Here is a 23,516-nt window from a genome sequence, read left to right on the forward strand (position 1 = left end):
TTACTAAAATCTATTACAATCTGAATCCAAAAGAGAATATATCATATGGAGCATCTGGGTATAAACCCTCGAACGTCACCATTGATTCTTCTTTTCCTGCGATGGCAGCTTCAAACTCCTTCACAGTACGAACCGCTTTTCCATTCACTTTGGTGATGATAAAACCTTCTTCCACTTGCGAACGTGCAAATTTACCGCCTTCAATAGCCAGCACTTTTACACCACCTTCCACTTTATATCTCGACAAGCGTTGCTTCTCCTGATCGCTCAAATTACCAAACTGCGCCCCGAGTACGCTCATGATTGCAGCTGTTTCGTCACGCTTGATGATATCAGAACCACCGGTCCGGTTGCGAAGTGTGATATTTACGTCTTTTTCCTTTCCATCACGATTAATCGTCAGGTTCACTTTATCGCCAGGCTTGTGAAGACCGATCGCTTGCTGCAGTTCAGGTACGGAATGAATATCCATTCCATCTACTTTCACGATAACATCGCCCTTATTGACACCACCTGCTTCGGCCGCGCTATTCTCCGTGAATTCACGAACATACACACCATCATTTACTTTCACGCCGTACTCTTCTGCTTTTCTGCTGTCAAGATCATCCAGCTGAATTCCCAGGTATCCTCTCTGTACATTACCAAATTTGATCAGGTCGCTCGATACTTTCTTCACAATGCTGGAAGGAACCGCAAATGCATATCCTGCAAAGCTACCGGTCGGGCTGGCGATCGCCGTATTTATGCCGATCAATTCACCTTTGAGGTTAACCAACGCACCTCCGCTGTTTCCGGGGTTAACTACGGCATCAGTCTGAATAAACGATTCAAGTGGTGAATCTCCGGAAGTTGCTGACGCAGGCGTTACCCCATTACGACGGCTTGACTGACCGATTATACCCAAACCACGGCCTTTGGCACTAACAATACCTGCTGTTACCGTAGACTCAAGGTTAAATGGGTTACCTACTGCTACTACCCACTCTCCTACTTTCACTGCATCAGAATTTCCAAGCGTCACTGCCGGAAGATTTTTTGCTTCCACCTTAATCACTGCGATATCGGTAGAAGGGTCGGTTCCGACTACTTTCGCCCGGTATTTTCCTTTATTATGCAGCGTAACTTCCAGCTCCTGCGCACCTTCCACAACGTGGTTGTTAGTTACAATATATCCGTCCGCAGAGATAATTACACCAGAACCTGATGCTTCCTGCGACTGAGGGCCGCGCGAGCCGCCTCCGAAGTCGTCACCGAAAAAATCTCTGAAAATATCAGGAATCTGCTGGCCGCCGCCGCGGTAAGCCTGGCGGGTGGAAGTTGATTTTATGTGCACAACCGTTGGGGTTGTTGCTTCTGCAGCATATACAAAATCCCCCGGTGCACCGACCGGCGTTCCGGTTGAGGTGAAGCGTGCGATAGATTCACCCGACGCCTCCTTAAAAATTACATCTTTATCATTATCTGTACCTAACAGTTTAAAGCCGGCGAGAGTTGACGCACTGGAAATCAACCCCACCAACACTAAACCTTTCCAATTTGTTTTCATAGACATATGTTGGGGTTTTATTTTGTGAATGAATAACGCAAAGCAAATAACAAATTATTCCCGTAGCACGCTCATTTAACATATTTTAACAAAGGTATTGGATTTCGGTTTTTACTAAATAATCCTGCCACCAGATTCTTCCCGATTTGCAATTATGCCACATAAAAAAGGCGCTATTTTTGAAATAACGCCTTTCAGATTAATCCGACCGGTTAAGCGATCTCGATTTGGCGGGCAGGCTTTTCTTTGGCTTCCTCCCGCTTAGGCAATGCAATGTTTAGGATACCTTCTGAATAGTTTGCCTCAATCTTCTCACCGTCTATTGAATTAGGCAAGGTAAACGTGCGTTGGAAAGAGTTGTACTTGAATTCCCTCCGGGTATATTTCTCCTCGTTTTCCTCTGTTTTTTGCTCTTTTTGAGCAGAAATCGTCAGCTGATTTTTTTCAAGATTCAATTTGAAATCTGACTTCTGCAAACCAGGAGCCGCTACTTCAATGCGGAAACCTTCTTTACTTTCAACCACATTCACGGCTGGTACACTACCCGAGAATGCCGGGGTATTGAATTCCGGAAAAAGGTCTTTGCTCAGGAAACCATTTAAATAAGAAGGTGTTGCAAAATGTTTTACTAATGTGCTCATTGCTATAAATGTTTTATGTTTTTAGTTTCAGTTTAACCTCTGCGGTTATGAATGGATTATATCAATTCCTGTTCCTCTCTAAAAACACTACAAAATAATATGCCAAAATGGCGCACAAATTCTCCATTGTCCAATTTTAATGACAAAATGACGCACTTAGCGTGGAAATGAAACTGCTCTGCTGACAGTTTTTGATGTCAGAGCAAACTGCAAATTGTAAGATTAGCGTAGTTCCAGAAGTGCGCAAGCCTGCTCAGAAGCAGATTGTTCGGCTTTCTTTTTTGTAAAGCCGTTTCCGGTTGCGAAGGGCTCGTCGTTAACGAGTATCTGAGAGATAAATTCGCGGTGATGGCGGGTACCGCGCTCTTCAATAATTTCGAAGCGGATCTCCTTTCCCTCACGCTGAGCCCATTCTATGATGAGACTTTTGAAGTTCGCATTATTCTGAATAATACTATCCAGATCATAATGCGTAATGAGTTTACTGATGATGAATGTGCGTGTGAAGCGAAAGCCTTTGTCCAGGTAAATAGCACCTACAAAAGCTTCGAGCGCATCGCCGTACATGGAGGATCTTGGCGACATCCCGCGACGGTTACCATCATATTCGATGAGCCTATCGAGGCCTAGCTTCCGGGAGATCTGATTAAGCGATTCGCGGTTAACGATCCTTGACCTAATCTCGGTTAAAAAGCCTTCGTCCTTGTAGGGATATTTGGTAAAAAGAAATTCTGCCACGACCATCCCAAGCACTGCATCCCCAAGATATTCGAGTCGTTCGTTTGATTCACGAAATCCTTTAATGGCTGTCTCCTTCGAGGCAGATGTATGGCGAAAAGCGAGTTGGTAGACACCAAGGTTAGAGGGACGGTCGCCTATTACATGTGCAATAGACTCCTTAAATTTTTTATCCTCAGCGCTTCCGGTTCTGAAAAGGGAAAGTATCGGTATAAGAATTCGCTTTGCCAATTGTAGAAAGTTTATCAGTCTTCATACCTTTTGAAAATGACTGATGCATTATGACCTCCAAAGCCAAAAGTATTACTCAAGGCTATATTCACCTTTCGTTTTTCTGCTTTGTTAAAAGTAAGGTTTAGCCTTGGATTAATTTCCGGATCGTCTGTAAAATGATTGATGGTCGGAGGTATTATCTGATCTCTCACTGCCATAATGCAGGCAGCCGCTTCGATAGCACCTGCCCCGCCAAGTAAGTGGCCGGTCATTGACTTGGTCGAACTGATGCTAAGATTGTAAGCGTGTTCTCCAAAAAATTTCTCGATGGCTTTGATTTCCTGCGGATCGCCGATTGGGGTTGACGTACCGTGGGTGTTAATGTAATCAATGTCAGAAGCCTGGATCCCGGCATTCTCCACGGCATTCCGCATGACGATGTAAGCACCCAATCCATCGGGGTGAGGTGCTGTAATGTGGTAGGCATCGGAAGACATTCCCGCACCGATCATTTCAGCATAAATTTTCGCTCCCCTGGCTTTTGCGTGCTCGTATTCTTCCAGGATCAGTGCGGCCCCTCCTTCTCCCAGTACAAATCCATCGCGGTCCTTATCATAAGGCCGGGACGCTGTTTCAGGGCTGTCGTTTCTTTCGGAAAGCGCCTTTAATGCATTAAATCCGCCCACACCCGCAATCGTCACAGCCGCTTCCGAGCCGCCGGAAATGCACACATTCATCATACCCAGTTTGATGTAATTGAATGCGTCTATTAAAGCGTTGGTAGCTGATGCGCAGGCAGATACGGTGATAAAATTCGGACCTCTGAAGCCGTAGCGGATCGAGAGCACTCCCGATGCGCTGTCCACGATCATTTTAGGAATAAAGAAAGGATTGAAGCGGGGCGTTTTTCCATTTTCGGAGAAGTTCATGACTTCTTCCTCAAAGGTTTTCAAACCACCGATTCCGGTGCCCCAAATTACACCGGCTTTGTCGAGATCAAGCTTATCTACGTCAAAGCCGGCGTCCTTCATGGCTTCGTCTGCCGCAATTACCGCGTATTGTGTAAATGGGTCCATTTTACGCGCTTCCTGTCGCGGGATGTAATTGTTGATGTCCAATCCCTTGACTTCACAGGCGAAACGGGTCCGAAACTTTTCAGCATCGAACCTTGTAATCGGCGCAGCGCCGCTTACCCCCGCAACCAGATTTGTCCAAAAGGTAGAAACATCATTCCCGATGGGCGTCAATGCGCCCATTCCTGTAATCACAACTCGCTTAAAACTCATAAAAAAGGACAGAAATAGAAGATGATACTGGTATAAAAACCGAATTACTTCACGTTCTCTTCCAGGTATGCAACAGCTTGGCCAACCGTACCAATGTTCTCTGCCTGATCGTCAGGAATAGATAGATTGAATTCTTTTTCAAATTCCATAATCAATTCAACGGTGTCTAGAGAGTCTGCTCCCAAGTCGTTCTGGAAGTTTGCTTCCGGTGTAACCTCCGACTCTTCTACGCCGAGTTTCTCGACGATAATTTGCTTAACTCTTTCTGCAATTGCTGACATTTTATAATCACTTTTTGGTTAAAATCGCAACAAAGAAAGATATTCTAGTTCACTTTTTCAAAATTTTTTTACTGAGCTGTTTTTATTGTAATGTCTGCTTCCGAAATAAAAAAAACAGTAAATCAGATACTTATCATGTATACGTTTTTCGAATTCTTTCGATAGCCTGGAGAACATGCCGGATAAGTGTACATTCACCAGATTTTTATAAAAAACAATCATTTAAACATGATTTCGATACCAAAATTACAAAATACGGATTCTTCTCAGTTCTTCCTGATGGCAGGTCCCTGCGCGATTGAAGGCCGGGATATGGCGCTAAGGATAGCGGAGAAAATCGTCGCTATTACTGACCGGCTCCGGATTCCTTATATTTTTAAAGGTTCTTACCGGAAGGCCAATCGTACCAAAATAGATTCATTTACAGGGATCGGCGATGAAAAGGCTTTGAATATCCTCAAAGAGGTCTCGCAAACCTTTGGTATACCTACGGTAACCGACATTCATGAATCACACGAAGCGGCGATGGCGGCCGAGTATGTGGATGTTTTGCAGATCCCCGCTTTCCTGTGCAGGCAGACTGAATTGCTGGCAGCCGCCGCAAAAACCGGCAAAGCTGTGAACGTCAAAAAGGGCCAGTTTTTATCGGGCGCTTCCATGAAATTCGCTGCGGACAAAGTCTACGAGGTCAATCCTCAATGCCAGGTTATTCTAACCGATCGTGGCAATAGTTTCGGCTATGGCGATTTGGTGGTCGACTACCGTAATCTGCCTGAAATGGCTGCATTTAATGTGCCCGTAGTGATGGATTGCACGCACTCGCTTCAACAGCCCAACCAAAGCTCAGGAGTTACCGGAGGCAAGCCGAAACTGATCGAAACCATCGCGAAAGCAGCGATCGCAGTTGGTGCGGACGGGCTTTTTATTGAAACGCATTTCAACCCTTCCGAAGCCAAATCCGACGGTGCGAATATGCTCCCGCTGGATCAGCTGGAAGGTTTGCTGGAAAGGCTTGTTCGGGTTAGAGAGGCTATCCTATGATTTTAAAAATCGCCCGTCACCAGCTATTCGCATTACTGATCTGCTGCAACCTGCTCCCGCAGTCGGTCTATGCGCAGCGCGATTCGACACTTTGGAAAGTAAGGGCGGGCGACGTAATTCCACCTGTTTCGCTGGCTGTTGCCGGGTTGGTGGTACAGGGAAAAATCAGCCGCAGCCTGCAACGGGAAGTCCGGTCGCAATATCCTTCATTTCATACCAATGCGGATGATTTTCTTCCGTATGCCCCTGGCGTTGTGAGCCTTACATTGGCCTCAGCCGGAGTCAAAGGCAAACATTCGCTTGGCGACCAGGTAATCCTCGCATTACTCTCGAACATCGGCGCACAGGTGGTTACTCAGGGTATAAAACGCATTTCAAAATATCCGCGGCCCAATGGGGAAGACAACCATTCTTTTCCTTCCGGGCACACTACCACAGCTTTTGCAAATGCGGAGATATTGCACCAGGAATATGGTGAAAGAAGTGTGTTTTACAGTATCGGAGGCTATGGAACTGCCTCAGCAGTAGGCGCTATGCGGATTTTAAATAATAAACACTGGCTGGCAGACGTCTTGATGGGCGCAGGAATCGGGATCGGCGCTACCAAAGTTTTTTACATCAGCTATCCCTGGCTCAAACAGAAATTTCCCCGAAAGAAAAAAAGAGCAGTTCCGGAATAGCTGCTGACACAGGGCTGTCATTCGTCTCCATTTTATTTGCATATCACTTAAAACAAACAGCCCTATGCAAGTCAAAACTATTGCTCCGATCCATGTTCTGTATTATGAAACGGAAACGACGCTGACCGAAATTTTTCAATATGTAAGGCTGGTTGCGCGCAGGTTGTACCGCGATGCGATCGCTTCTGATCTTGAAATTACCGGGCCTGTTTACTGGATCTATGAAGGCGCTGACGAAAACCCGGATACTGTTTTTAAATTGACCATTGCATTGCCCGTTAACCCTGCATCGCCCGTTTCCGGCTCCGAATTCAGGCAAAAATTCCTGGAACCATTTCAATGTATTTCTCAGGAATTACAGGGAGATTGGAACGGATTAGGCAATGTTTACGGCGGAATCTTTGCGCAATTGGGCGAAGGAAATCACGCTCCTTCCGGCCAGAATCGCGAAATTTATATTAATATGGATTTTCAAAACCCGGCAGGAAATACTACCGAAGTACAGGTTGGGATTCTGTAATTTTAGAAAATCTACAATCAACAAAACAATGTCCTACTGCGACTATATTAACAACAACAGTTCTGAGGCAACTGATTTTCTTTTAAATAAAGAATACCACGATAACCACTACGGCTACCCAATCGACGACGATGACGAGCTTTTCGGTCGGCTTTTGCTGGAAATAAACCAGGCCGGACTGAGCTGGACTTTAATGTTGCGGAAACAATCGTTTTTCCGCGATGCTTATGCCAATTTTTCCATTGAAAAAGTAGCAGCTTTTGACGAAAACGACCGGGAGCGGCTAATGCAGGATCCCGGGATTGTCAGAAACCGGCTGAAAATCAATGCAGCAATTGTGAATGCGCAGAAGATATTGGAATTGAGGAAAGAGTACGGCTCCTTCAAGGCCTGGATCAATGCCAATCACCCTTTGACAAAACCCGAGTGGATCAAGCTTTTTAAGAAAACATTCAAATTTACCGGTGGCGAGATTGTGAATGAATTTTTGATGAGTACCGGCTATTTACCTGGCGCACATTCGCCGGAATGCCCTATTTATCAGAAAATCGAGCGACTGGCAGGCTGAGAATTTGGTTTTAATGCCCTTTTAAATAGGTAAGCAAATGCGCCGGCTGGTCGGTTTGTAATCCCTGAACACCCTTGTCAAGCGCCTCTTTCCACGAAGTCGGACCTTCGCTCGGACTTTGTACGTCCAGCCAAACTTCCACGCCATGTTCGTTGGCCACTTTGATCAGTTCGTGATCTTTCACATTGTCGAGGATCTGAACCTGCGTTTTTTTCAAAAAACCCAATAATTGCTCTGTATTGGCTACATCTTTGGGCAGGCTGGTCATCAACGGAATATGCGGCGCAGCTTCCTTCCATTGCCGGTATTGCCGCTCGTCGTTCAGATAAACAATGATCTGATTGTCCATTTCGGCAGCTTTGATCTGCTTCCAGGCTTCCTCGATATTGGCTTCCTTGCAATCCAGGTAGATATTGATCTTGTCCTTACACAATGCAAGCATTTCACGAAACTCGGGAATGCGGTGTGTTTTTTTGTTTCTGTTAAAAACCTGCAATTTCTTTACCTCCGATAGCGTCATTTCAGAAATGCGGCCGCTTCCATTCGTAGTGCGGTCGACTTTGTCATCATGGAGCACCACCAGCTTTCCATCTTTCGTAGTCCGGAGATCAACTTCAACGTAATCCGCGCCGCATTCGATCGCATCCCGGCAGGAAGCCAGCGTGTTTTCCGGAGCTGCGATGTGATTCCCGCGATGGGCGATCACTACCGTTTTGTTTTTACACTGGGGCAATTTCACCTGCTGCGCGAGCGCATTTAACCCCAAAATCGTGAAAAGAATTACTAATCCTCTGACAATCATAACCATAAAAGATAAAAGTCTACAAGTACAGCAAGATTCCCGCACTCATAGACTCATCGACTTTAACCTATAAACTATTGTATTTCGAAACTGCTCAGGTTCACAAATTCCTGCACCCTCGCATTGATTTCCTCACGCGAAAGATTGACCAAACGCTCCGTACCAAATTTTTCAACACAGAAAGAAGCCATTGCAGAACCGTAAATAACGCCTCGCTTCATATTTTCGAATGAAATATCATTGGTACTGGCGAGGTAGCCGATAAATCCGCCTGCAAAAACGTCACCTGCACCGGTCGGGTCAAAAACTTCTTCCAGCGGCAATGCAGGCGCGAAGAAAATGCGGTCTTCCTGGAAAAGTAACGCTCCATGTTCTCCTTTTTTAATGATCAAAGTTTTCGGCCCCATTTCCATGATCTTCTTCGCTGCCTTACGCAGTGAATATTCTCCTGAGAGCTGGCGCGCTTCTTCATCATTGATCGTGATCAGGTCGACCAGTTTTAAAACAGCTTTCAAATCATCCAGCGCGATATTCATCCACAGGTTCATGGTATCGAGCATGATCAGCTTCGGACGCTTTGCCATTCTTTCAATCACGAGTTTCTGCGTAGCCGGAACCGTATTGCCCAGCATCAGAAACTCGGTACCCTGGTAGGAATCAGGTATAATCGGATCAAAATGCTCCATTACATTCAGCTCGGTAACCAGCGTATCGCGGGTATTCATATCCTCGTGGTACTTGCCCGACCAGAAGAAGGTTTTTCCGTCCTGAACAATTTCAAGTCCTTCCGTACTAATGCCGTGGTCCTGCAAAAGCGTGATCATTTCCTTCGGGAAATCGCCGCCTACTACGGCAACCAGATTATTATCCCTTGTGAAATAAGACGCGGATAGTGTGATGTAAGTGGCGGCGCCTCCGATAATTTTATCTGTTTTTCCAAAAGGCGTTTCGAGCGCGTCGAATGCAACAGATCCTACGGTAAGTAAGCTCATAAATAATTACTGTGTTGATTTTAAGTTAGTTTCAAACTTTGTATTAATTCCAAAAAACGCTGCGAAGATAAGTAAAACGGATGAATAGCATATTTCTGCCCACCTCAATATTAAGTGGCGGCGAATCTATCATTGGTTATTTGTTATTTTTGCTGACTAAGATTTTATTTCTCCGCTATAAACACATACTTAATAAATGGAATCAATTACAGAAGCAAGAAGGCACATCGCTAATGCGAAGAATTTTCTCAGCGTCAATGCTAAGAAGCAGGACGGCATTTATCTTGACAGGAAATATGTCAAGATCGCCGGACATACTGCTTACACCGGTGTTTTGCTAGCCTTGGACGAACTTTTACCAGGCACCAAAAAGAAAACTAGAAAAGGTGTCGAATGGTATCAGAAAGAGCTGAGCGTTCTAGATAAGAAAGTGATGTCTAATTTTGCAACCGCCTATGAGCTATTACATTTATCAATGGGATATGACGGTTCCAAAAGTGTAAGAATTGCAAACATTGGCCTCGAAGAAGCCGAAAAAATCATAGATTGGGTAGAAACGCGTCTTGAGAAAAGGAGTAATTAATTCAGATAAATTTTTCAGTAAGTACCGGATCAATGACCGAACAAACTTTCCAGCCCCTTAAGATATTCAATACACTTACCCGCAAGAAAGATGTATTTGTACCAATTGCCCCTCCCTATGTTGGCATGTACGTCTGCGGTCCGACGGTCTATAATAATGTGCATTTAGGAAATATCCGCACGTTTCTTGCATTCGATATTTTATACCGCTACCTCACGCACATCGGTTATAAAGTCCGCTATGTGCGGAATATCACAGATGTGGGCCATCTTGTGGGAGATGGTGATGAGGGTGAGGATAAGATCGGTAAAATGGCCAAGCTGCAAAAGCTTGAACCGATGGAAATTGTGCAGCGGTATACCAATGATTTCCATGATGTTACCGCCATATTTAACCTGCTAACTCCCAGCATTGAACCTACTGCAACCGGCCATTTGATCGAGCAGATAGAGGCCGTGCAGACGCTGATAGAAAAAGGGGCCGCCTACGAATCAAACGGTTCTGTTTATTTCGACATTAATAAATACCAGGGTGCTGGAAATGAATATGGAAAGCTCTCCGGCCGCATTATTGAAGATCTTTTAAATGAAACCCGCGAACTCGACGGACAGGCAGAGAAACGCAACCCGCTCGATTTTGCATTGTGGAAAAAAGCCAGTCCGGAACATATTATGCAGTGGGATTCTCCCTGGGGAATGGGCTTCCCCGGCTGGCATTTGGAATGTACCTGCATGAGTAAGAAGTACTTAGGCAAGCAGTTTGATATTCACGGCGGTGGTATGGACCTGAAATTTCCGCATCACGAATGCGAGATCGCGCAGGGAAAATCGCTCACCGGTGAAGAACCAGTCCGCTACTGGATGCATACCAATATGCTCACTGTGAACGGACAAAAAATGTCCAAGTCGCTCGGTAACTCATTTTTGCCTTCCGAACTTTTTTCCGGAAACCATGAATTGCTCGACCAGGCTTACAGCCCGATGACCGTGCGGTTTTTTATGCTGCAAAGTCAATACCGCAGTACGCTGGATTTTTCAAATGATGCATTGAAAGCCGCGCATAAAGGCTATAAAAAGCTGGCTAACGGATTAAGGAATGCAAAACTGCTAACTTATACTGAGGAAGAAGGGGTTACTATTGACGAAGCGAAAAAGACAGATATTCAGAAATCGGTCGACGGTTTTTATGCCGCGATGAACGACGACCTGAATACCGCAGTCGCGTTCGCTAATCTTTTTAATTTGCTCAAATACATCAATATGCTCAATATGGGGCAATTGAAACCGGCAGCGATCGGCGAAGAGTCCTTTAATCTCTTGAAAGATAACTTCATCGTATTCTTCGAAGACGTAATCGGTCTGAAAGAAGAACTGGCAGAAGGGAATGCCGTTCTGGATGGAATGCTGAACCTGTACCGGGAATTTAAAAAGTTGCAGAACTACGAAAAAGTAGACGAAATCCGTTCTTATTTCAAAAATCAGGGTCTGGTGATTCGGGACACGAAAGTTCGGGTCGACTGGGCTTACGAAGAATAAATATGAAAAACCGGCAATCGATCATCGCTTATATCCTGTTAGGCGTTTTTTTACTCGGCGGAGCTGCCTATTATATCGTCCCGTTTCTCACTACAAGCAAGGTTAGTACGATTAATCTTGCAGTACCTTCCGACGCGCCTACTTTTGTAAAAGAAGGAGAAGTTACCTTTTTGAAAGCCGGTAAAGCGCATATAAAAATCGATGTCGAAATTGCGGAAAACGAGAATGAGCGGGCGAAAGGATTAATGTACAGGTCTTCTATTCCAGATTCGGTGGGCATGCTTTTTATTTTTGATCACCCTGAGCCGCAAAGTTTCTGGATGCATAACACCAGCATTCCGCTCGACATTATTTATGTCGACGAGCATAAAAAAATCATTTCCATTGCGGCCAATACTGAACCCTATTCCGATGAAGCGGTTCCTTCACTAGGGGATGCGCAGTATGTGGTAGAAGTTAATGCCGGATTCAGTGAACGTAACAATATTAAAACAGGAGATGCCATTTCTTTCTAAGGGACCATTTTTCAAGAGATTCATTTACATTGTTTCTTTTACAATACTCATTTACGGATGCAAGAGCAATACCAGCTCCGAGCAAACCAGCGAACAGGCTCCCAAACTCGTCACCAGTCCTGCATTCAATCCGGATTCTGCTTATGCATTTGTTCAGAAACAAGTGGATTTCGGCGCCCGTGTCCCAAATTCCAGGCCACACCAGCTTTGCGGCGATTACCTGGCAGCAACTTTGAAGAAATACGGTTTGCAGGTAACCGAGCAAACTTTTACCCCAACTACATTCGACGGAACGAAACTGAATGCCCGGAATATCATCGGCAGTTTTAATCCAGCTGCTTCAAAACGCATTCTATTGGCTGCACACTGGGATTCCCGCCCTTTTTCCGATCAGGATTCTGTTGTGAAAAATAAACCTGTACTGGCGGCTAATGACGGCGCGAGCGGCGTAGGTGTATTGCTGGAAGTAGCGCGGGTATTATCGTCGCAAGCTTCCAAACCGGATATTGGAGTAGACATTATTTTCTTTGATGCCGAAGACTGGGGTAGCACGGATGAACCTACTAAACTGGAATACAGCGGATTTTGCCTCGGTTCACGGTATTGGTCGGCGAATAAGCATGTACCCAATTACACTGCCTATTTCGGCATTTTATTGGATATGGTCGGTGCAAAAGGCGCCACTTTCCTGAAAGAAGGGCATTCCATGCAGGTTGCAGAAGATGTGGTGAGGCAGGTATGGACCACCGCCAGCCGCATTGGATACAACAACTATTTTATAGACGAACGCGGCACTGCGATCACCGATGATCACTGGCCAGTGAACAAAGTGGCCGGCATTCCAATGATCGATATCATCCACACCAAACAAAACAGCCTCACACTCACGTTTTTCCCACAGTGGCATACCAGCCACGATACGATGGAAAACATTGATCCGAATACATTAAAAGCAGTCGGCCAGACATTGATGCAGGTACTGTATCAGGAAGCAGCGGGGCAGGCGTTGTAAAAGCGTCATTCGTGGTCACTGGTGGTCGTTAATTGTTCGGGGTAGTTCGGGGTGGTTCGAGGTGGTTCGGGGTGGTTCGATATTGTTTGCTTCTGACGTAGAACCGAGCAAAACAAAAAATGACAAGAAATGACCACAAATGACCCCCAATAACAATCTCGAACAACCTCCAACTCCTCCCATCCACCCCGAACAACCCCACCCCCTACATCCTCCTCACCACAATCCAAATATCCGAATTCCTCCCCTTATCGTCGCTGCACGAGATCTTGACCCTTCCCATCGGCGGAGTGATGAAAATACCTTCGTGCGGTTTGGCTTTTTTAGTGAGCTTATCATTCACATACCAAAAAACTTCCTCCACATCATTCGCCGCCTGACAAGCAAGCTGTAATTGCTGCGGTTCGTCTTTTTGAATAAAATACTCACTACCCTCATTCGGACTTACGATTAAGGGCGCGCCCTCGTGAAAAACGCGCTCGCATTTCGGGTTATGGGGCGGGATTTTCTGATAGGGAAGTTTTTGCTGCTCATGGAATGCGATCAGCTCAGGAGCCAGGTTTGGATAAGCTTTTTTTTCAAAACCCGTTTCAGGCAGGCAATACGTGCAATAGGAAATTTTACCAGCAGGATCCGTAAATACCCAGCGCAAGTGCTGGCACTTTTTATAATTGGAAACGCCCACTATAAACTGGTCGGGAATAGCGTGCGGGCAAAACTCTGACGGAATATCGCCGGTTGCAGGACACACCTGCCGGACTGAAATGTCGGCCGGCGATTTGTACCAGCCTTTGGGGGAATTGTAATCAAGAGAATTGAATATGGAGAAAAGCAATGGGGTCGCCGTATTAGCGCCACTGAGTTCGGGAACTCCCTCGCCTGAAAAATTTCCTACCCACACTCCTATTGTATACCTTTTATTATAACCAATACTCCAGGCATCGCGCTTTCCATAGGAAGTTCCCGTCTTCCAGGCGATTTTAGGTAAATGGTAAGTATTGTCAAAGTTAGTCGGCAGATCCGGCCGGGTGATCTGGGTGAGAATATCTGTGACCAGATAAGCCGCTTCTTCCGAAACGATTTCCTCGCCATTCGGCGCCGACTTGGATTTTGTATATTTCAATGCATTCAACTTTCCATTATTTGCAAATGCGGCAAACAGGCGAGTCAGTTCTTCCAAAGTAACCCCGCAGCCGCCCAGAATCATCGATAACCCCAGGTCTTTTGCCTGCTTGTCGACGGTTTTGAATCCTGCTTTCTTCATTTTATTGATAAAAAAAGGAGTACTGATATCTTTCAGGATCCGCACTGCCGGGATATTCAGTGAATTCGCCAGTGCAAAAGTGGTGGTAACCGGACCATTGAACCGCCGGTCGAAGTTCTCCGGCTCGTAGCCGCTGAAATTTCCCGGAACATCATTCAATACCGTTTTGGGCGTAATCGTACCTTTGTCAAATGCCGTCGCATACAAAAGCGGCTTCAATGTACTCCCCGGCGACCGAACCGCCCTGACCCCATCTACCTGCCCGCCATCGTAAGGATTGTCGAAATCAGCCGAACCCACATAAGCCTCCACTTCCATCGTCTCGTTATTGACTACCAGCACAGCCGCATTGTGGATATTCATCATTTTCCGGCGGTTGATAAAATTCAATACCTGCGCTTCGATCTGCTTTTGTGCATGGATTTTAATGGTAGTTGAAATGATCGGCTGGTCTGGAAACTGCTGTTTCAGCCGGAGCGACAAATGCGGCGCGTGGCGGGGTGCCTGTAATCTTCTCACCTGCAAAGGCTCGTTTAATGCATCTTCGATAATGTTTTTTTCAAATAAACCTTCCTCCTGAAATCGCGTCAGCCACTTATTTCTTGCCTGCTTCAATGCTTCGTTCCTGGTGCCAGGCCGCAGGCTGGACGGTCGGTTAGGGATGATGGTTAATGCAGTAATTTCCGCAAGACTGAGCAGCTGGGGCGGTTTACCAAAATACAGTAGTGCAGCAGATTTGATCCCCTCGATATTCCCGCCGTACGGGATCAGGTTTACATACATTTGAAGGATCTCCGTTTTGGAAAAATGCATTTCCAGCTGCAAGGCGCGCGCCATTTCAATCAGCTTGTTCAAATAAGTGCGCTTGCGGGGCTGAGTCAGGCGTACAACCTGCATGGTGATCGTGGAAGCGCCTGAGGTTCTTTTTCCGGTAAAAATATTGCGAAATGCGGCCCTGGCTACTGCGAAAGGATTAATGCCGGGGTGGTAATAGAAATATTGATCTTCCTTATATAGCAGGGTTTTACTGAGCAGCGGCGTGATTTCGGGCAATGCGGTTTGGAGCCGCCATTTATCATCTTTACTTAAAAATGCATGAATTACAGCTCCGCGGTGATCGGTGATCTGGGTAGCGTAGTGGATTTTCGGGGAAAAAGGAAAGGCAAAATCAAGCACCAGGAAAAGCAATATCGTGACCAAAATGGCTGCAAGCGATTTCCGGAATGGTACTCTTTTCATATAGGAGGTGTGTAAAAACGAACAGGACTGACAAAGATAAAATTAGATTCTGTTTTGTCCTGATCAGTTAATTTTCACTACTTACTGACTTTACTTCAAATAAAGCCAATCAAAATACCATTATGTCCAAATACATCGCCGCAATCGACCAGGGTACTACCAGCACACGCTGTATTCTTTTTGACCACAGTGGAAATATCGTTTCCGTAGGACAAAAGGAGCACGAGCAGATTTACCCGCAGCCGGGCTGGGTTGAACATAATCCGGTTGAGATCTGGAAAAATACGCTGGAAGTAATCGCGATCGCGCGTATCAATGCTTCGGCCACTGCGGCAGATATTGCGGCGATCGGTATTACCAACCAGCGTGAAACGACGGTAGTTTGGAATAAAAGAACCGGAAAACCTTACTACAATGCGCTGGTTTGGCAGGATACCAGGACTACGGACCTTGTTGCGAAATATGAAAGAGAGGGCGGGCTGAACCAGTTCCGGGACATTACCGGGTTGCCGGTTTCGACCTATTTTAGCGGATTGAAATTAAAATGGCTGCTGGATAACGTGGAAGGCTTGCGGGAAGATGCTGAAAAAGGAGAGGCGCTTTTCGGGAATATCGATACTTTCCTGATCTGGCATCTGACAGGCAGTACCCAGAGCGGAATTCACGTCACCGACGTATCCAATGCAAGCCGCACGCAGCTCATGAACCTGCGCACTTTGCAGTGGGACGCCAATATGCTGGAAGCTTATCAGATCCCCGAAAAAATGCTGCCCGCGATCAAAAGCAGCAGCGAAGTGTACGGGCACGTCACCAACGAAATCCTGCCCGGTGTACCCGTAGCGGGCGACCTGGGCGACCAGCACGCAGCCTTAGTCGGCCAAACCTGCTTTGAGCCAGGCATGGCGAAAAACACTTACGGTACTGGCTGTTTTCTAGTAATGAATACGGGGAACGAGCTTAAAACTTCTGAAAACGGGCTTCTTACTACTATATCTTATCAATTTGGTAATCAGCCCGTTCAATATGCATTGGAAGGAAGTGTAGCTGTGACGGGCGCTTTGGTCCAGTGGGTGCGGGATAATTTGGGTTTGATTAAAAACAGCAGTGATATTGAAACTTTGGCAAAAACAGTAGAAGATAACGGCGGCGCCTATTTCGTACCTGCATTCTCCGGACTATATGCACCTTACTGGCGAAACGATGCCCGCGGCGTGATTGCCGGGTTAACAAGGTATGTCAATAAAGGCCACATTGCGAGAGCCGTTTTGGAGGCAACTGCTTACCAAACCGTCGATGTAGTGCGCGCGATGGAGCAGGATTCAGGTATTAAACTTGCTTCTTTACGCGTCGACGGCGGCATGGTTTCCAATCAACTATTAATGCAATTTCAGTCCGATATCCTTAATACACAGGTAGTTTCGCCCGCCGTAGCCGAAACCACCGCATTGGGAGCCGCCTACGCCGCCGGACTTGCAGTAGGATACTGGAAAAACACCGAAGAACTCAAAAACAACTGGGCCATCGCGCATACGTGGAATCCGGATATGGAAAACGTCATCCGCGAGAAGTACTACTCGGGCTGGAAAAAGGCGGTGACGAAGTCTTATGATTGGATGGAAGGGTAATGGTCATTTGAGGTTCAGGATAGTTCGAGTTGGTTCGATCGGGTAAATTGTATCAAACAATCCCGATCTACTCCAAACAACACTGACCCACCCCGAACAATAATAACAAAAACCAACACGCACCAACCATAACTCCAGACTTTTTATAATCTTTCCAAACAACTGCCTTTCTTGCGCTATCTGGGCTTATGGCGTAACTTCGGGTCGCTAAATAAATTAGAGTTGCCTTATGCATACCCTCCATCTCAAAAAGCCCCTTGCTTTTTTTGATCTTGAGACCACAGGAGTCAATATTTGTCGCGACCGGATTGTGGAAATTTCAGTGGTCAAGGCTTTGGTCAATGGAGAAACCGAGATCCGTACCAGAAGAATCAATCCTGAAATGCCTATTCCGCTCGAAAGCAGCCTCATCCACGGGATTTATGACGAGGATATTAAGGACGAGCCGACTTTCAAGAGCATTGCCAAAAATCTCTCTACATTTCTTGATGGTTGCGACCTGGCCGGTTTCAACAGCAACCGGTTTGATATTCCGATGCTCGTGGAGGAATTTTTACGTGTAGGCGTCGATTTCGATGTCAAAAACCGGAAAATGGTAGACGCGCAACGCATTTTTCATATGATGGAGCCACGGAACCTTGCGGCTGCCTACAAATTTTACTGCGGAAAAACGCTTGAAAACGCACACAGCGCCGAGGCGGATACTATTGCGACATTCGAAGTATTGCAGGGACAAATTGCCAAATATGCAGGTGTTACCATCACTGACAGTCACGGTAAGGAAACCGAGCCTATTAAAAATGACGTCGGTGCGCTCCACGATTTGACTGCTTCCCGGATTATCGATTTTGCGGGCAGAATGGTCTTCAATGACAAGGGCGAAGAGGTTTTCAACTTTGGAAAACATAATGGGAAAAAAGTAGCGGATATCCTCAAAAATGAACCGTCTTTCTTCGACTGGATGATGAAAGGTGAATTCCCGCTGGACACCAAGCGGAAACTGACAGAGATCAAACTGAGGGGACTAACCCAGCGCTGATATAAACTTTCGAACTGGTTTGAGTAAGTAGTATTTATACCTATTTTTGCCTGAAATCTATTTTTGATTATTTAACAGAATATCCTATAAGGTAAATCTGATATGATTCCAAACCCTAATATTCCAGAGGTTAGCATACCATCGGTTATTCAGAATATCCCTCTTCAACATTATCTGATCCTCAGCACTTTACTTTTTGTAATTGGCATTATCGGTGTTCTCACCAGAAGGAACGCGATCATCATTTTTATGTCCGTCGAACTGATGCTGAATGCTGCCAACCTGCTGCTGATCGCTTTTTCTTCTTACAAATCAGATCCTTCCGGGCAGGTTTTTGTGTTCTTTATCATGGCCGTCGCCGCCGCGGAAGTTGCAGTTGGACTCGCTATTATCGTAATGATTTACCGCAATACCCGAAATACAGATATTGGTTTTCTCAACAAACTGAAATGGTAGCTTTTTGCATTTGACCATTCCAACTCACTGAGAAACAGAGATCAAAGTTCAAATAATTATGTCTGCATCATTACTCATCCTGATTCCGCTATTGCCGCTCATTGGCTTTCTGATCAATGGAATCGGATTTAAAACAATACCTAAAGGCGCTGTCGGAATCATCGGTACGCTGGCTGTTGTGGCCAGTTTTGTCATTTCGGTGATGACCTTCAATGATTTTCTCGCATCAGGAAGTCAGCCCCTGGTAGTCCCCCTTTTCGACTGGATTAGCGTAGGCGACCTGCGTATTCCTTTCTCATTCCAGATCGACCAGCTATCGCTTTTAATGCTGATGATCATTACGGGCGTAGGCTCGCTGATCCACATTTACTCGATCGGCTATATGCATCACGATGAAGGTTTTGGTAAGTTTTTCGCTTACCTCAACCTGTTTTTGTTTTTCATGCTCCTGCTTGTGCTAGGATCCAATTATGTGATCATGTTTATCGGCTGGGAAGGTGTTGGATTATGCTCTTACCTGCTGATCGGATTTTGGAATAAAAACACAAACTACAACAACGCTGCCCGCAAAGCATTCATTATGAACCGCGTAGGTGACCTCGGCTTCCTGCTGGGTATCTTCACGATCATCGCAACTTTCGGTTCAGTTGAATACACGGAAGTATTTGCCCAGGCCAGCAGCTTTTCGCTGGAAGATCCTGTTATTGTTACTATTTGCCTATTCCTGTTTATTGGTGCGATGGGTAAATCGGCGCAGATTCCGTTGTACACCTGGCTGCCCGACGCGATGGCTGGCCCAACCCCGGTTTCCGCATTGATCCACGCAGCGACGATGGTTACGGCTGGAATTTACATGGTGATCCGCTCCAACGTCCTTTATTCGCTCGCACCTTCCGCGCTTGAAATTGTTGGGGTAATCGGAGGGTTGACAGCGATTTTTGCAGCGTCAATCGGTCTTTTACAAAATGATATTAAGAAAGTACTCGCTTATTCAACTGTAAGTCAGCTGGGTTATATGTTTATGGGATTGGGCGCAATGGCTTACTCTGCTTCCATGTTCCACGTAATTACCCACGCGTTCTTCAAAGCATTACTTTTCCTTGGCGCGGGAAGCGTGATCCACGCCATGTCCGACGAGCAGGATATCCGGAATATGGGTGGGCTGCGCAAAAAGCTGCCGATCACTTTTATCACATTCCTGATCGCTACAATTGCGATTGCAGGTATTCCTCCATTTGCAGGGTTTTTCTCCAAAGATGAAATCCTTGCCCATGTTTTTGAACACAACAAATTGCTATGGGTGATCGGTGTGATCGGCTCGTTGATGACTTCCTTTTATATGTTCCGCCTGCTTTTCCTTACTTTCTTTGGAAACTTCCGCGGTACACACGAGCAGGAGCACCATTTGCACGAGTCGCCTGCTTCCATGACCATTCCGCTTGTTATTCTGGCGATACTCTCAGCAATTGGTGGATTCATCGGAGTACCAGAGGCTTTGCACGGAAGCCACCATTTGGCCGAATTCATGAGCCCATTGTATGATGCAGCTCGCGAAGCCAACCCGGCAGGCTTTGCTCCTACTACCTTGTCACATTCCGAAGAATATCTTTTAATGGGCGTTTCAGTGGCTGTTGCCTTGATTTCAGCGGTTGTAGCTTACGTGATGTATGTTCAGAAAGCCTCGGTACCAGCTCCCGATTCGGCCGAAAAGTCAGGCTTGCAGCGATTGGTTTACAACAAATATTACGTGGACGAATTGTATGATAATGTTTTTGTAAAATCAACCAAAACGCTATCGAATATCCTGTACAGTTTCGGTGAATTTTTCATTGACCTGTTCGTAAATGCAGCTGTGAGGCTGACCAGTTTTTCAGCCAAAATGCTTAGAAAAACGCAAACCGGCTCGACGGGTGACTATGTGTTTGCAATGGTACTGGGGATTGTCGCGATCCTGTTCTGGAAGCTTTTACTTTGATCATTATAAATCCGTTCACCATTCACTGCTGACCGTTGACTTAAAATATGCTTACTCTTCTTTTAATACTTTTACCGATTGCGGCAGGAATAATTACTCTCTTATCAGGGGAGCGTCTGGCCAAACAGGTCGCACTGATCGGCGGGCTTGCTTCGCTGGGTCTGGCAATATTTGTGTGGCTGCAATTTGATCCGATGGCAGGAACGCAATTCGGATTTAAATATGCCTGGTTGGCTGCAAGCGGCATTTCCTTCGCCGCAGGGATAGACGGTATTAGTCTGTTACTGGTGTTGCTAACCACTTTTCTGACACCACTCATCATTCTTTCCGCATTCAAAAACACCTACAAATCCACCGCCACATTCTATTCGCTGATCCTGTTTATGGAATCGGCATTGATCGGAGTATTTACGGCGACTGACGCATTCCTGTTCTATCTGTTCTTTGAAGCTGCATTGATCCCGGTATACTTTCTATCGGCAGTCTGGGGTGGAGAAAATCGTTTGAAAGTCACTTTCAAGTTTTTCATTTACACCATTTTCGGAAGCTTATTTATGCTTGTGGCGCTGGTTTATTTATACTACCAAACTCCCGGCACGCACTCTTCGGAAATCACTGAATTTTACAGACTGCAACTTACCCCAGGCGTACAAGGCTTTATCTTTTGGGCGTTTTTCATCGCTTTCGCGATCAAAATGCCGCTTTTTCCATTCCATACCTGGCAGCCTGATACCTACACCGAATCGCCTACTCCGGCTACCATGCTATTGTCTGGTATAATGCTTAAAATGGGGGTTTATGGTCTGATCCGCTTTTTGCTTCCTATTGTTCCTTTGGGAATGGAAAACTGGGGTTTAATGGCGATGATCCTTTCCGTGATCGGGATTATTTACGGTTCTATCATCGCAATCCAGCAAAGTGATATGAAGCGCCTTATCGCCTATTCGTCTTTCGCCCACGTTGGGTTAATGGCTGCAGGTGTTTTCTCTTCTTCTTTGAATGGTTTGCAAGGTGCATTAATACAGATGTTAGCGCACGGGATCAATGTAATAGGGCTTTTCTTTATTGTAGATATCATTTATTCTAGAACAAAAACGCGCTATCTGGATCAGCTGGGCGGTATTTCTCAGACCTCGCCGCATTTGAGCGTGTATTTCATGATCTTGCTCCTCGGTAGTGTCGCGTTGCCGCTTACTAATGGTTTTGTAGGCGAATTCCTGCTGCTTTCAAGTGTTTTTCAATATGATGCGATACTCGGAGCGATTGCCGGTCTCACGATCATTTTAGGCTCTGTGTATATGCTGAGGCTTTTTCAAAAATCTATGTTTGGACCGAGATCGAAGTGGGTGGAAGGTTTTCAGGACCTTACCGCAAGTGAGCGCGCCGTTCTTTTGCCTTTAATTATCATGGTTTTCTGGATCGGTATCTATCCAAGTACATTTCTGAAATTAACCGAACCTGCTGTAAGTCAACTTTTACAACTGGTAAATAACTAAGTATAAATATGTACCCCATTGTTTTATTATCATTTTTTGGAGTCGTAACGCTCTTTTTGGGCTTTTCGAAATCAAAGAATATTCTCCTCCCGGCTACGCTGCTTTTCCTGATCATTGCTCTTGCAGGCAACTTTCTGGAATGGAACCAGGGACCATTGCTGTACTTCTACGATATGCTCCGGGTGGATAAGGTCACACTTGCCTTTAACGGAATTATACTATTATCGGCTTTCATGATCTTCGCCATTTCCGGCGGTTTTCAGGATAATCCTGATTCAGAGCCTGCTGAGTACTATGGTTTAATGCTATTCTCGCTCGTCGGCGCATTGATGATGGTCGGTTTTCAGCATCTGATCATGCTTTTTATCGGTGTCGAAATCCTGTCCGTCGCCATGTATGTGCTTACCGGAAGTAACAAGCGCAACCTCCGTTCTAACGAAGCTGCATTGAAGTATTTCCTGATGGGCGCGTTTGCGACGGGATTTATGCTTTTCGGAATTACCCTGCTTTACGGCGCGACCGGCTCATTCAAACTTGATCAAATTCAAGGATTTGCCTCGAATATGCAGGTGGGCTCAGAGTCTTATATTCTTTACGCAGGTTTGCTTTTGCTATTAATTGGAATGCTATTCAAAGTATCAGCAGCGCCATTTCATTTCTGGACGCCCGATGTGTACGAAGGTGCGCCTACGATCTTTACAACGTTTATGTCGACTGTTGTAAAAACGGCAGGTTTCGCAGCTTTGTTCAGACTGTTAAGCGGCTCCTTTACAGGCGTGTACGGGTTCTGGTGGATTGTTATTGCGGCGATCGCGGTACTTACTTTGCTGGTAGGAAACATCGGTGCAACCAGTCAGAACAGCTTCAAAAGAATGCTTGCCTACTCGGGTATTTCGCACGCAGGTTACCTGCTTATTGCATTAACTGCATTAAGTAAACCATCGCAAAACGCAATTATCTTCTATTCACTTGCCTACTCACTTTCCACGATCTGCGCATTTGGGGTTTTAATGCTGGTTTCAAAAGAAAAAACAATAGAAGGTCAGCCGAACGAGTATTATGATGCATTCAACGGTTTGGCAAAACAAAATCCATTGCTGGCATTTGTACTCACGGTTTCAATGCTGTCACTGGCAGGTATCCCGTTAACAGCCGGCTTCTGGGGTAAATTTTTCATCTTTACCAGCGCCGCCGAAAGAGGAATTATCTGGATCACAGTAATTGCTGTTTTAATGTCCACCGTTGGTATTTACTACTATTTCAGGGTGATTATTTCGTCTTACCTCAAAGAAGGTGATTTAATTAAAATTCGCGTTGCGCCGTTTTATCAGGTTATTTTGGTGCTGGCCACATTCCTTACTATTCTTTTTGGTCTCGCTCCCGGCATTTTCGAGGGGGTTATTTAAGACAGAAAATTTATAAAAATCACTTAGTAAAAAGAGCTGCAAGATTTGCGGCTCTTTTTT

General features: G+C 45.6%; 22 protein-coding genes. 14 read left to right on the top strand and 8 right to left on the bottom strand.

What is annotated here, in order from left to right; translation table 11 throughout:
• Nucleotides 1–13 precede the first annotated feature (13 nt).
• The 5 genes from FXO21_RS10335 to FXO21_RS10355 form a co-directional block, all read right to left on the bottom strand.
• On the bottom strand, nucleotides 14–1,549 hold the full coding sequence (locus FXO21_RS10335) for a Do family serine endopeptidase (protein WP_149640012.1): 1,536 nt from the start codon (nucleotides 1,547–1,549) through the stop codon (nucleotides 14–16).
• 212 nt (nucleotides 1,550–1,761) lie between these two features.
• Complete coding sequence (locus tag FXO21_RS10340; RefSeq protein WP_149640013.1) at nucleotides 1,762–2,190, bottom strand: Hsp20/alpha crystallin family protein; 429 nt, start codon at nucleotides 2,188–2,190, stop codon at nucleotides 1,762–1,764.
• 222 nt (nucleotides 2,191–2,412) lie between these two features.
• Nucleotides 2,413–3,159 carry a ribonuclease III gene (gene rnc, locus FXO21_RS10345; RefSeq protein ID WP_149640014.1) on the bottom strand — a complete coding sequence of 249 codons (747 nt, stop codon included), beginning with the start codon at nucleotides 3,157–3,159 and terminating at the stop codon, nucleotides 2,413–2,415.
• A 14-nt stretch (nucleotides 3,160–3,173) separates the two neighbouring features.
• Nucleotides 3,174–4,427 carry a beta-ketoacyl-ACP synthase II gene (gene fabF, locus FXO21_RS10350; protein WP_149640015.1) on the bottom strand — a complete coding sequence of 418 codons (1,254 nt, stop codon included), beginning with the start codon at nucleotides 4,425–4,427 and terminating at the stop codon, nucleotides 3,174–3,176.
• A 44-nt stretch (nucleotides 4,428–4,471) separates the two neighbouring features.
• Complete coding sequence (locus FXO21_RS10355; RefSeq protein ID WP_015813362.1) at nucleotides 4,472–4,708, bottom strand: acyl carrier protein; 237 nt, start codon at nucleotides 4,706–4,708, stop codon at nucleotides 4,472–4,474.
• A 228-nt stretch (nucleotides 4,709–4,936) separates the two neighbouring features.
• Here FXO21_RS10355 and kdsA point away from each other — a divergent pair, with 228 nt between their 5' ends.
• The 4 genes from kdsA (at nucleotide 4,937) to FXO21_RS10375 (ending at nucleotide 7,517) form a co-directional block, all read left to right on the top strand.
• A complete protein-coding gene (gene kdsA / locus FXO21_RS10360) occupies nucleotides 4,937–5,749 on the top strand; it encodes a 3-deoxy-8-phosphooctulonate synthase (RefSeq protein ID WP_149640016.1) in 813 nt (270 codons plus the stop codon).
• Entirely contained in the window at nucleotides 5,746–6,429 is a 684-nt protein-coding gene (locus FXO21_RS10365; RefSeq protein ID WP_149640017.1) for a phosphatase PAP2 family protein, read from the top strand. The genes kdsA and FXO21_RS10365 overlap by 4 nt, the downstream gene beginning before the upstream one ends.
• A gap of 64 nt (nucleotides 6,430–6,493) precedes the next feature.
• On the top strand, nucleotides 6,494–6,949 hold the full coding sequence (locus FXO21_RS10370) for a hypothetical protein (protein ID WP_149640018.1): 456 nt from the start codon (nucleotides 6,494–6,496) through the stop codon (nucleotides 6,947–6,949).
• Between the two features lie 28 nt (nucleotides 6,950–6,977).
• Nucleotides 6,978–7,517 (top strand): DNA-3-methyladenine glycosylase I, encoded by a 540-nt coding sequence (locus tag FXO21_RS10375; RefSeq protein ID WP_149640019.1) that lies wholly within the window; start codon nucleotides 6,978–6,980, stop codon nucleotides 7,515–7,517.
• A gap of 10 nt (nucleotides 7,518–7,527) precedes the next feature.
• On the opposite strand, the gene FXO21_RS10380 is transcribed toward FXO21_RS10375, so the two are convergent.
• Nucleotides 7,528–8,319, bottom strand: a complete 792-nt coding sequence (locus FXO21_RS10380; RefSeq protein WP_225865641.1) for a glycerophosphodiester phosphodiesterase family protein — start codon at nucleotides 8,317–8,319, stop codon at nucleotides 7,528–7,530.
• 74 nt (nucleotides 8,320–8,393) lie between these two features.
• Nucleotides 8,394–9,311: a PfkB family carbohydrate kinase gene (locus tag FXO21_RS10385; protein ID WP_149640021.1), complete on the bottom strand. Its 918-nt coding sequence runs from the start codon at nucleotides 9,309–9,311 to the stop codon at nucleotides 8,394–8,396.
• A 196-nt stretch (nucleotides 9,312–9,507) separates the two neighbouring features.
• Here FXO21_RS10385 and FXO21_RS10390 point away from each other — a divergent pair, with 196 nt between their 5' ends.
• From FXO21_RS10390 to FXO21_RS10405, 4 genes are read left to right on the top strand one after another with little or no spacing between them, the layout of a single operon-like run.
• Nucleotides 9,508–9,894 carry a DUF5618 family protein gene (locus tag FXO21_RS10390; RefSeq protein ID WP_149640022.1) on the top strand — a complete coding sequence of 129 codons (387 nt, stop codon included), beginning with the start codon at nucleotides 9,508–9,510 and terminating at the stop codon, nucleotides 9,892–9,894.
• Between the two features lie 32 nt (nucleotides 9,895–9,926).
• Nucleotides 9,927–11,429 carry a cysteine--tRNA ligase gene (cysS, locus tag FXO21_RS10395; protein ID WP_149640023.1) on the top strand — a complete coding sequence of 501 codons (1,503 nt, stop codon included), beginning with the start codon at nucleotides 9,927–9,929 and terminating at the stop codon, nucleotides 11,427–11,429.
• A 2-nt stretch (nucleotides 11,430–11,431) separates the two neighbouring features.
• Complete coding sequence (locus FXO21_RS10400) at nucleotides 11,432–11,944, top strand: DUF192 domain-containing protein (RefSeq protein WP_149640024.1); 513 nt, start codon at nucleotides 11,432–11,434, stop codon at nucleotides 11,942–11,944.
• On the top strand, nucleotides 11,928–12,956 hold the full coding sequence (locus FXO21_RS10405; protein WP_149640025.1) for a M28 family peptidase: 1,029 nt from the start codon (nucleotides 11,928–11,930) through the stop codon (nucleotides 12,954–12,956). Before FXO21_RS10400 ends, FXO21_RS10405 begins: the two co-directional genes overlap by 17 nt.
• A 205-nt stretch (nucleotides 12,957–13,161) precedes the next feature.
• Here the strand turns inward: FXO21_RS10405 and pbpC are convergent, their stop codons facing one another.
• Nucleotides 13,162–15,459, bottom strand: coding sequence for a penicillin-binding protein 1C (gene pbpC, locus FXO21_RS10410; RefSeq protein WP_149640026.1), 2,298 nt, complete (start codon nucleotides 15,457–15,459; stop codon nucleotides 13,162–13,164).
• A 122-nt stretch (nucleotides 15,460–15,581) separates the two neighbouring features.
• On the opposite strand from pbpC, the gene glpK reads away from it, so the two are divergent.
• From glpK to FXO21_RS10440, 6 genes are all read left to right on the top strand, one after another.
• Nucleotides 15,582–17,084 (top strand): glycerol kinase GlpK, encoded by a 1,503-nt coding sequence (gene glpK / locus FXO21_RS10415; RefSeq protein WP_149640027.1) that lies wholly within the window; start codon nucleotides 15,582–15,584, stop codon nucleotides 17,082–17,084.
• A gap of 229 nt (nucleotides 17,085–17,313) precedes the next feature.
• Nucleotides 17,314–18,123 (top strand): 3'-5' exonuclease, encoded by an 810-nt coding sequence (locus tag FXO21_RS10420; protein WP_149640028.1) that lies wholly within the window; start codon nucleotides 17,314–17,316, stop codon nucleotides 18,121–18,123.
• A 102-nt stretch (nucleotides 18,124–18,225) separates the two neighbouring features.
• On the top strand, nucleotides 18,226–18,579 hold the full coding sequence (gene nuoK, locus FXO21_RS10425) for an NADH-quinone oxidoreductase subunit NuoK (protein WP_149640029.1): 354 nt from the start codon (nucleotides 18,226–18,228) through the stop codon (nucleotides 18,577–18,579).
• A 58-nt stretch (nucleotides 18,580–18,637) separates the two neighbouring features.
• Nucleotides 18,638–20,554 carry an NADH-quinone oxidoreductase subunit L gene (gene nuoL, locus FXO21_RS10430; protein WP_149640030.1) on the top strand — a complete coding sequence of 639 codons (1,917 nt, stop codon included), beginning with the start codon at nucleotides 18,638–18,640 and terminating at the stop codon, nucleotides 20,552–20,554.
• A gap of 47 nt (nucleotides 20,555–20,601) precedes the next feature.
• Entirely contained in the window at nucleotides 20,602–22,050 is a 1,449-nt protein-coding gene (locus FXO21_RS10435; RefSeq protein WP_149640031.1) for a complex I subunit 4 family protein, read from the top strand.
• A gap of 8 nt (nucleotides 22,051–22,058) precedes the next feature.
• Nucleotides 22,059–23,456, top strand: a complete 1,398-nt coding sequence (locus FXO21_RS10440) for an NADH-quinone oxidoreductase subunit N (protein ID WP_149640032.1) — start codon at nucleotides 22,059–22,061, stop codon at nucleotides 23,454–23,456.
• The last annotated feature ends 60 nt before the right edge of the window (nucleotides 23,457–23,516 follow it).

The organism is Dyadobacter sp. UC 10, assembly GCF_008369915.1.
Lineage (GTDB): Bacteria > Bacteroidota > Bacteroidia > Cytophagales > Spirosomataceae > Dyadobacter.

Bases quoted from the DNA above. Each gene is read 5' to 3' on its own strand.
- FXO21_RS10340 (WP_149640013.1), bottom strand. From the start codon at position 2,190: ATGAGCACATTAGTAAAACATTTTGCAACACCTTCTTATTTAAATGGT.
- FXO21_RS10440 (WP_149640032.1), top strand. From the start codon at position 22,059: ATGTACCCCATTGTTTTATTATCATTTTTTGGAGTCGTAACGCTCTTT.
- pbpC (WP_149640026.1), bottom strand. From the start codon at position 15,459: ATGAAAAGAGTACCATTCCGGAAATCGCTTGCAGCCATTTTGGTCACG.
- FXO21_RS10400 (WP_149640024.1), top strand. From the start codon at position 11,432: ATGAAAAACCGGCAATCGATCATCGCTTATATCCTGTTAGGCGTTTTT.
- kdsA (WP_149640016.1), top strand. From the start codon at position 4,937: ATGATTTCGATACCAAAATTACAAAATACGGATTCTTCTCAGTTCTTC.
- FXO21_RS10405 (WP_149640025.1), top strand. From the start codon at position 11,928: ATGCCATTTCTTTCTAAGGGACCATTTTTCAAGAGATTCATTTACATT.
- FXO21_RS10435 (WP_149640031.1), top strand. From the start codon at position 20,602: ATGCTTACTCTTCTTTTAATACTTTTACCGATTGCGGCAGGAATAATT.
- cysS (WP_149640023.1), top strand. From the start codon at position 9,927: ATGACCGAACAAACTTTCCAGCCCCTTAAGATATTCAATACACTTACC.
- FXO21_RS10370 (WP_149640018.1), top strand. From the start codon at position 6,494: ATGCAAGTCAAAACTATTGCTCCGATCCATGTTCTGTATTATGAAACG.
- nuoK (WP_149640029.1), top strand. From the start codon at position 18,226: ATGATTCCAAACCCTAATATTCCAGAGGTTAGCATACCATCGGTTATT.
- glpK (WP_149640027.1), top strand. From the start codon at position 15,582: ATGTCCAAATACATCGCCGCAATCGACCAGGGTACTACCAGCACACGC.
- FXO21_RS10380 (WP_225865641.1), bottom strand. From the start codon at position 8,319: ATGATTGTCAGAGGATTAGTAATTCTTTTCACGATTTTGGGGTTAAAT.
- FXO21_RS10390 (WP_149640022.1), top strand. From the start codon at position 9,508: ATGGAATCAATTACAGAAGCAAGAAGGCACATCGCTAATGCGAAGAAT.
- fabF (WP_149640015.1), bottom strand. From the start codon at position 4,427: ATGAGTTTTAAGCGAGTTGTGATTACAGGAATGGGCGCATTGACGCCC.
- nuoL (WP_149640030.1), top strand. From the start codon at position 18,638: ATGTCTGCATCATTACTCATCCTGATTCCGCTATTGCCGCTCATTGGC.
- FXO21_RS10335 (WP_149640012.1), bottom strand. From the start codon at position 1,549: ATGAAAACAAATTGGAAAGGTTTAGTGTTGGTGGGGTTGATTTCCAGT.
- FXO21_RS10365 (WP_149640017.1), top strand. From the start codon at position 5,746: ATGATTTTAAAAATCGCCCGTCACCAGCTATTCGCATTACTGATCTGC.
- FXO21_RS10355 (WP_015813362.1), bottom strand. From the start codon at position 4,708: ATGTCAGCAATTGCAGAAAGAGTTAAGCAAATTATCGTCGAGAAACTC.
- FXO21_RS10385 (WP_149640021.1), bottom strand. From the start codon at position 9,311: ATGAGCTTACTTACCGTAGGATCTGTTGCATTCGACGCGCTCGAAACG.
- FXO21_RS10420 (WP_149640028.1), top strand. From the start codon at position 17,314: ATGCATACCCTCCATCTCAAAAAGCCCCTTGCTTTTTTTGATCTTGAG.
- FXO21_RS10375 (WP_149640019.1), top strand. From the start codon at position 6,978: ATGTCCTACTGCGACTATATTAACAACAACAGTTCTGAGGCAACTGAT.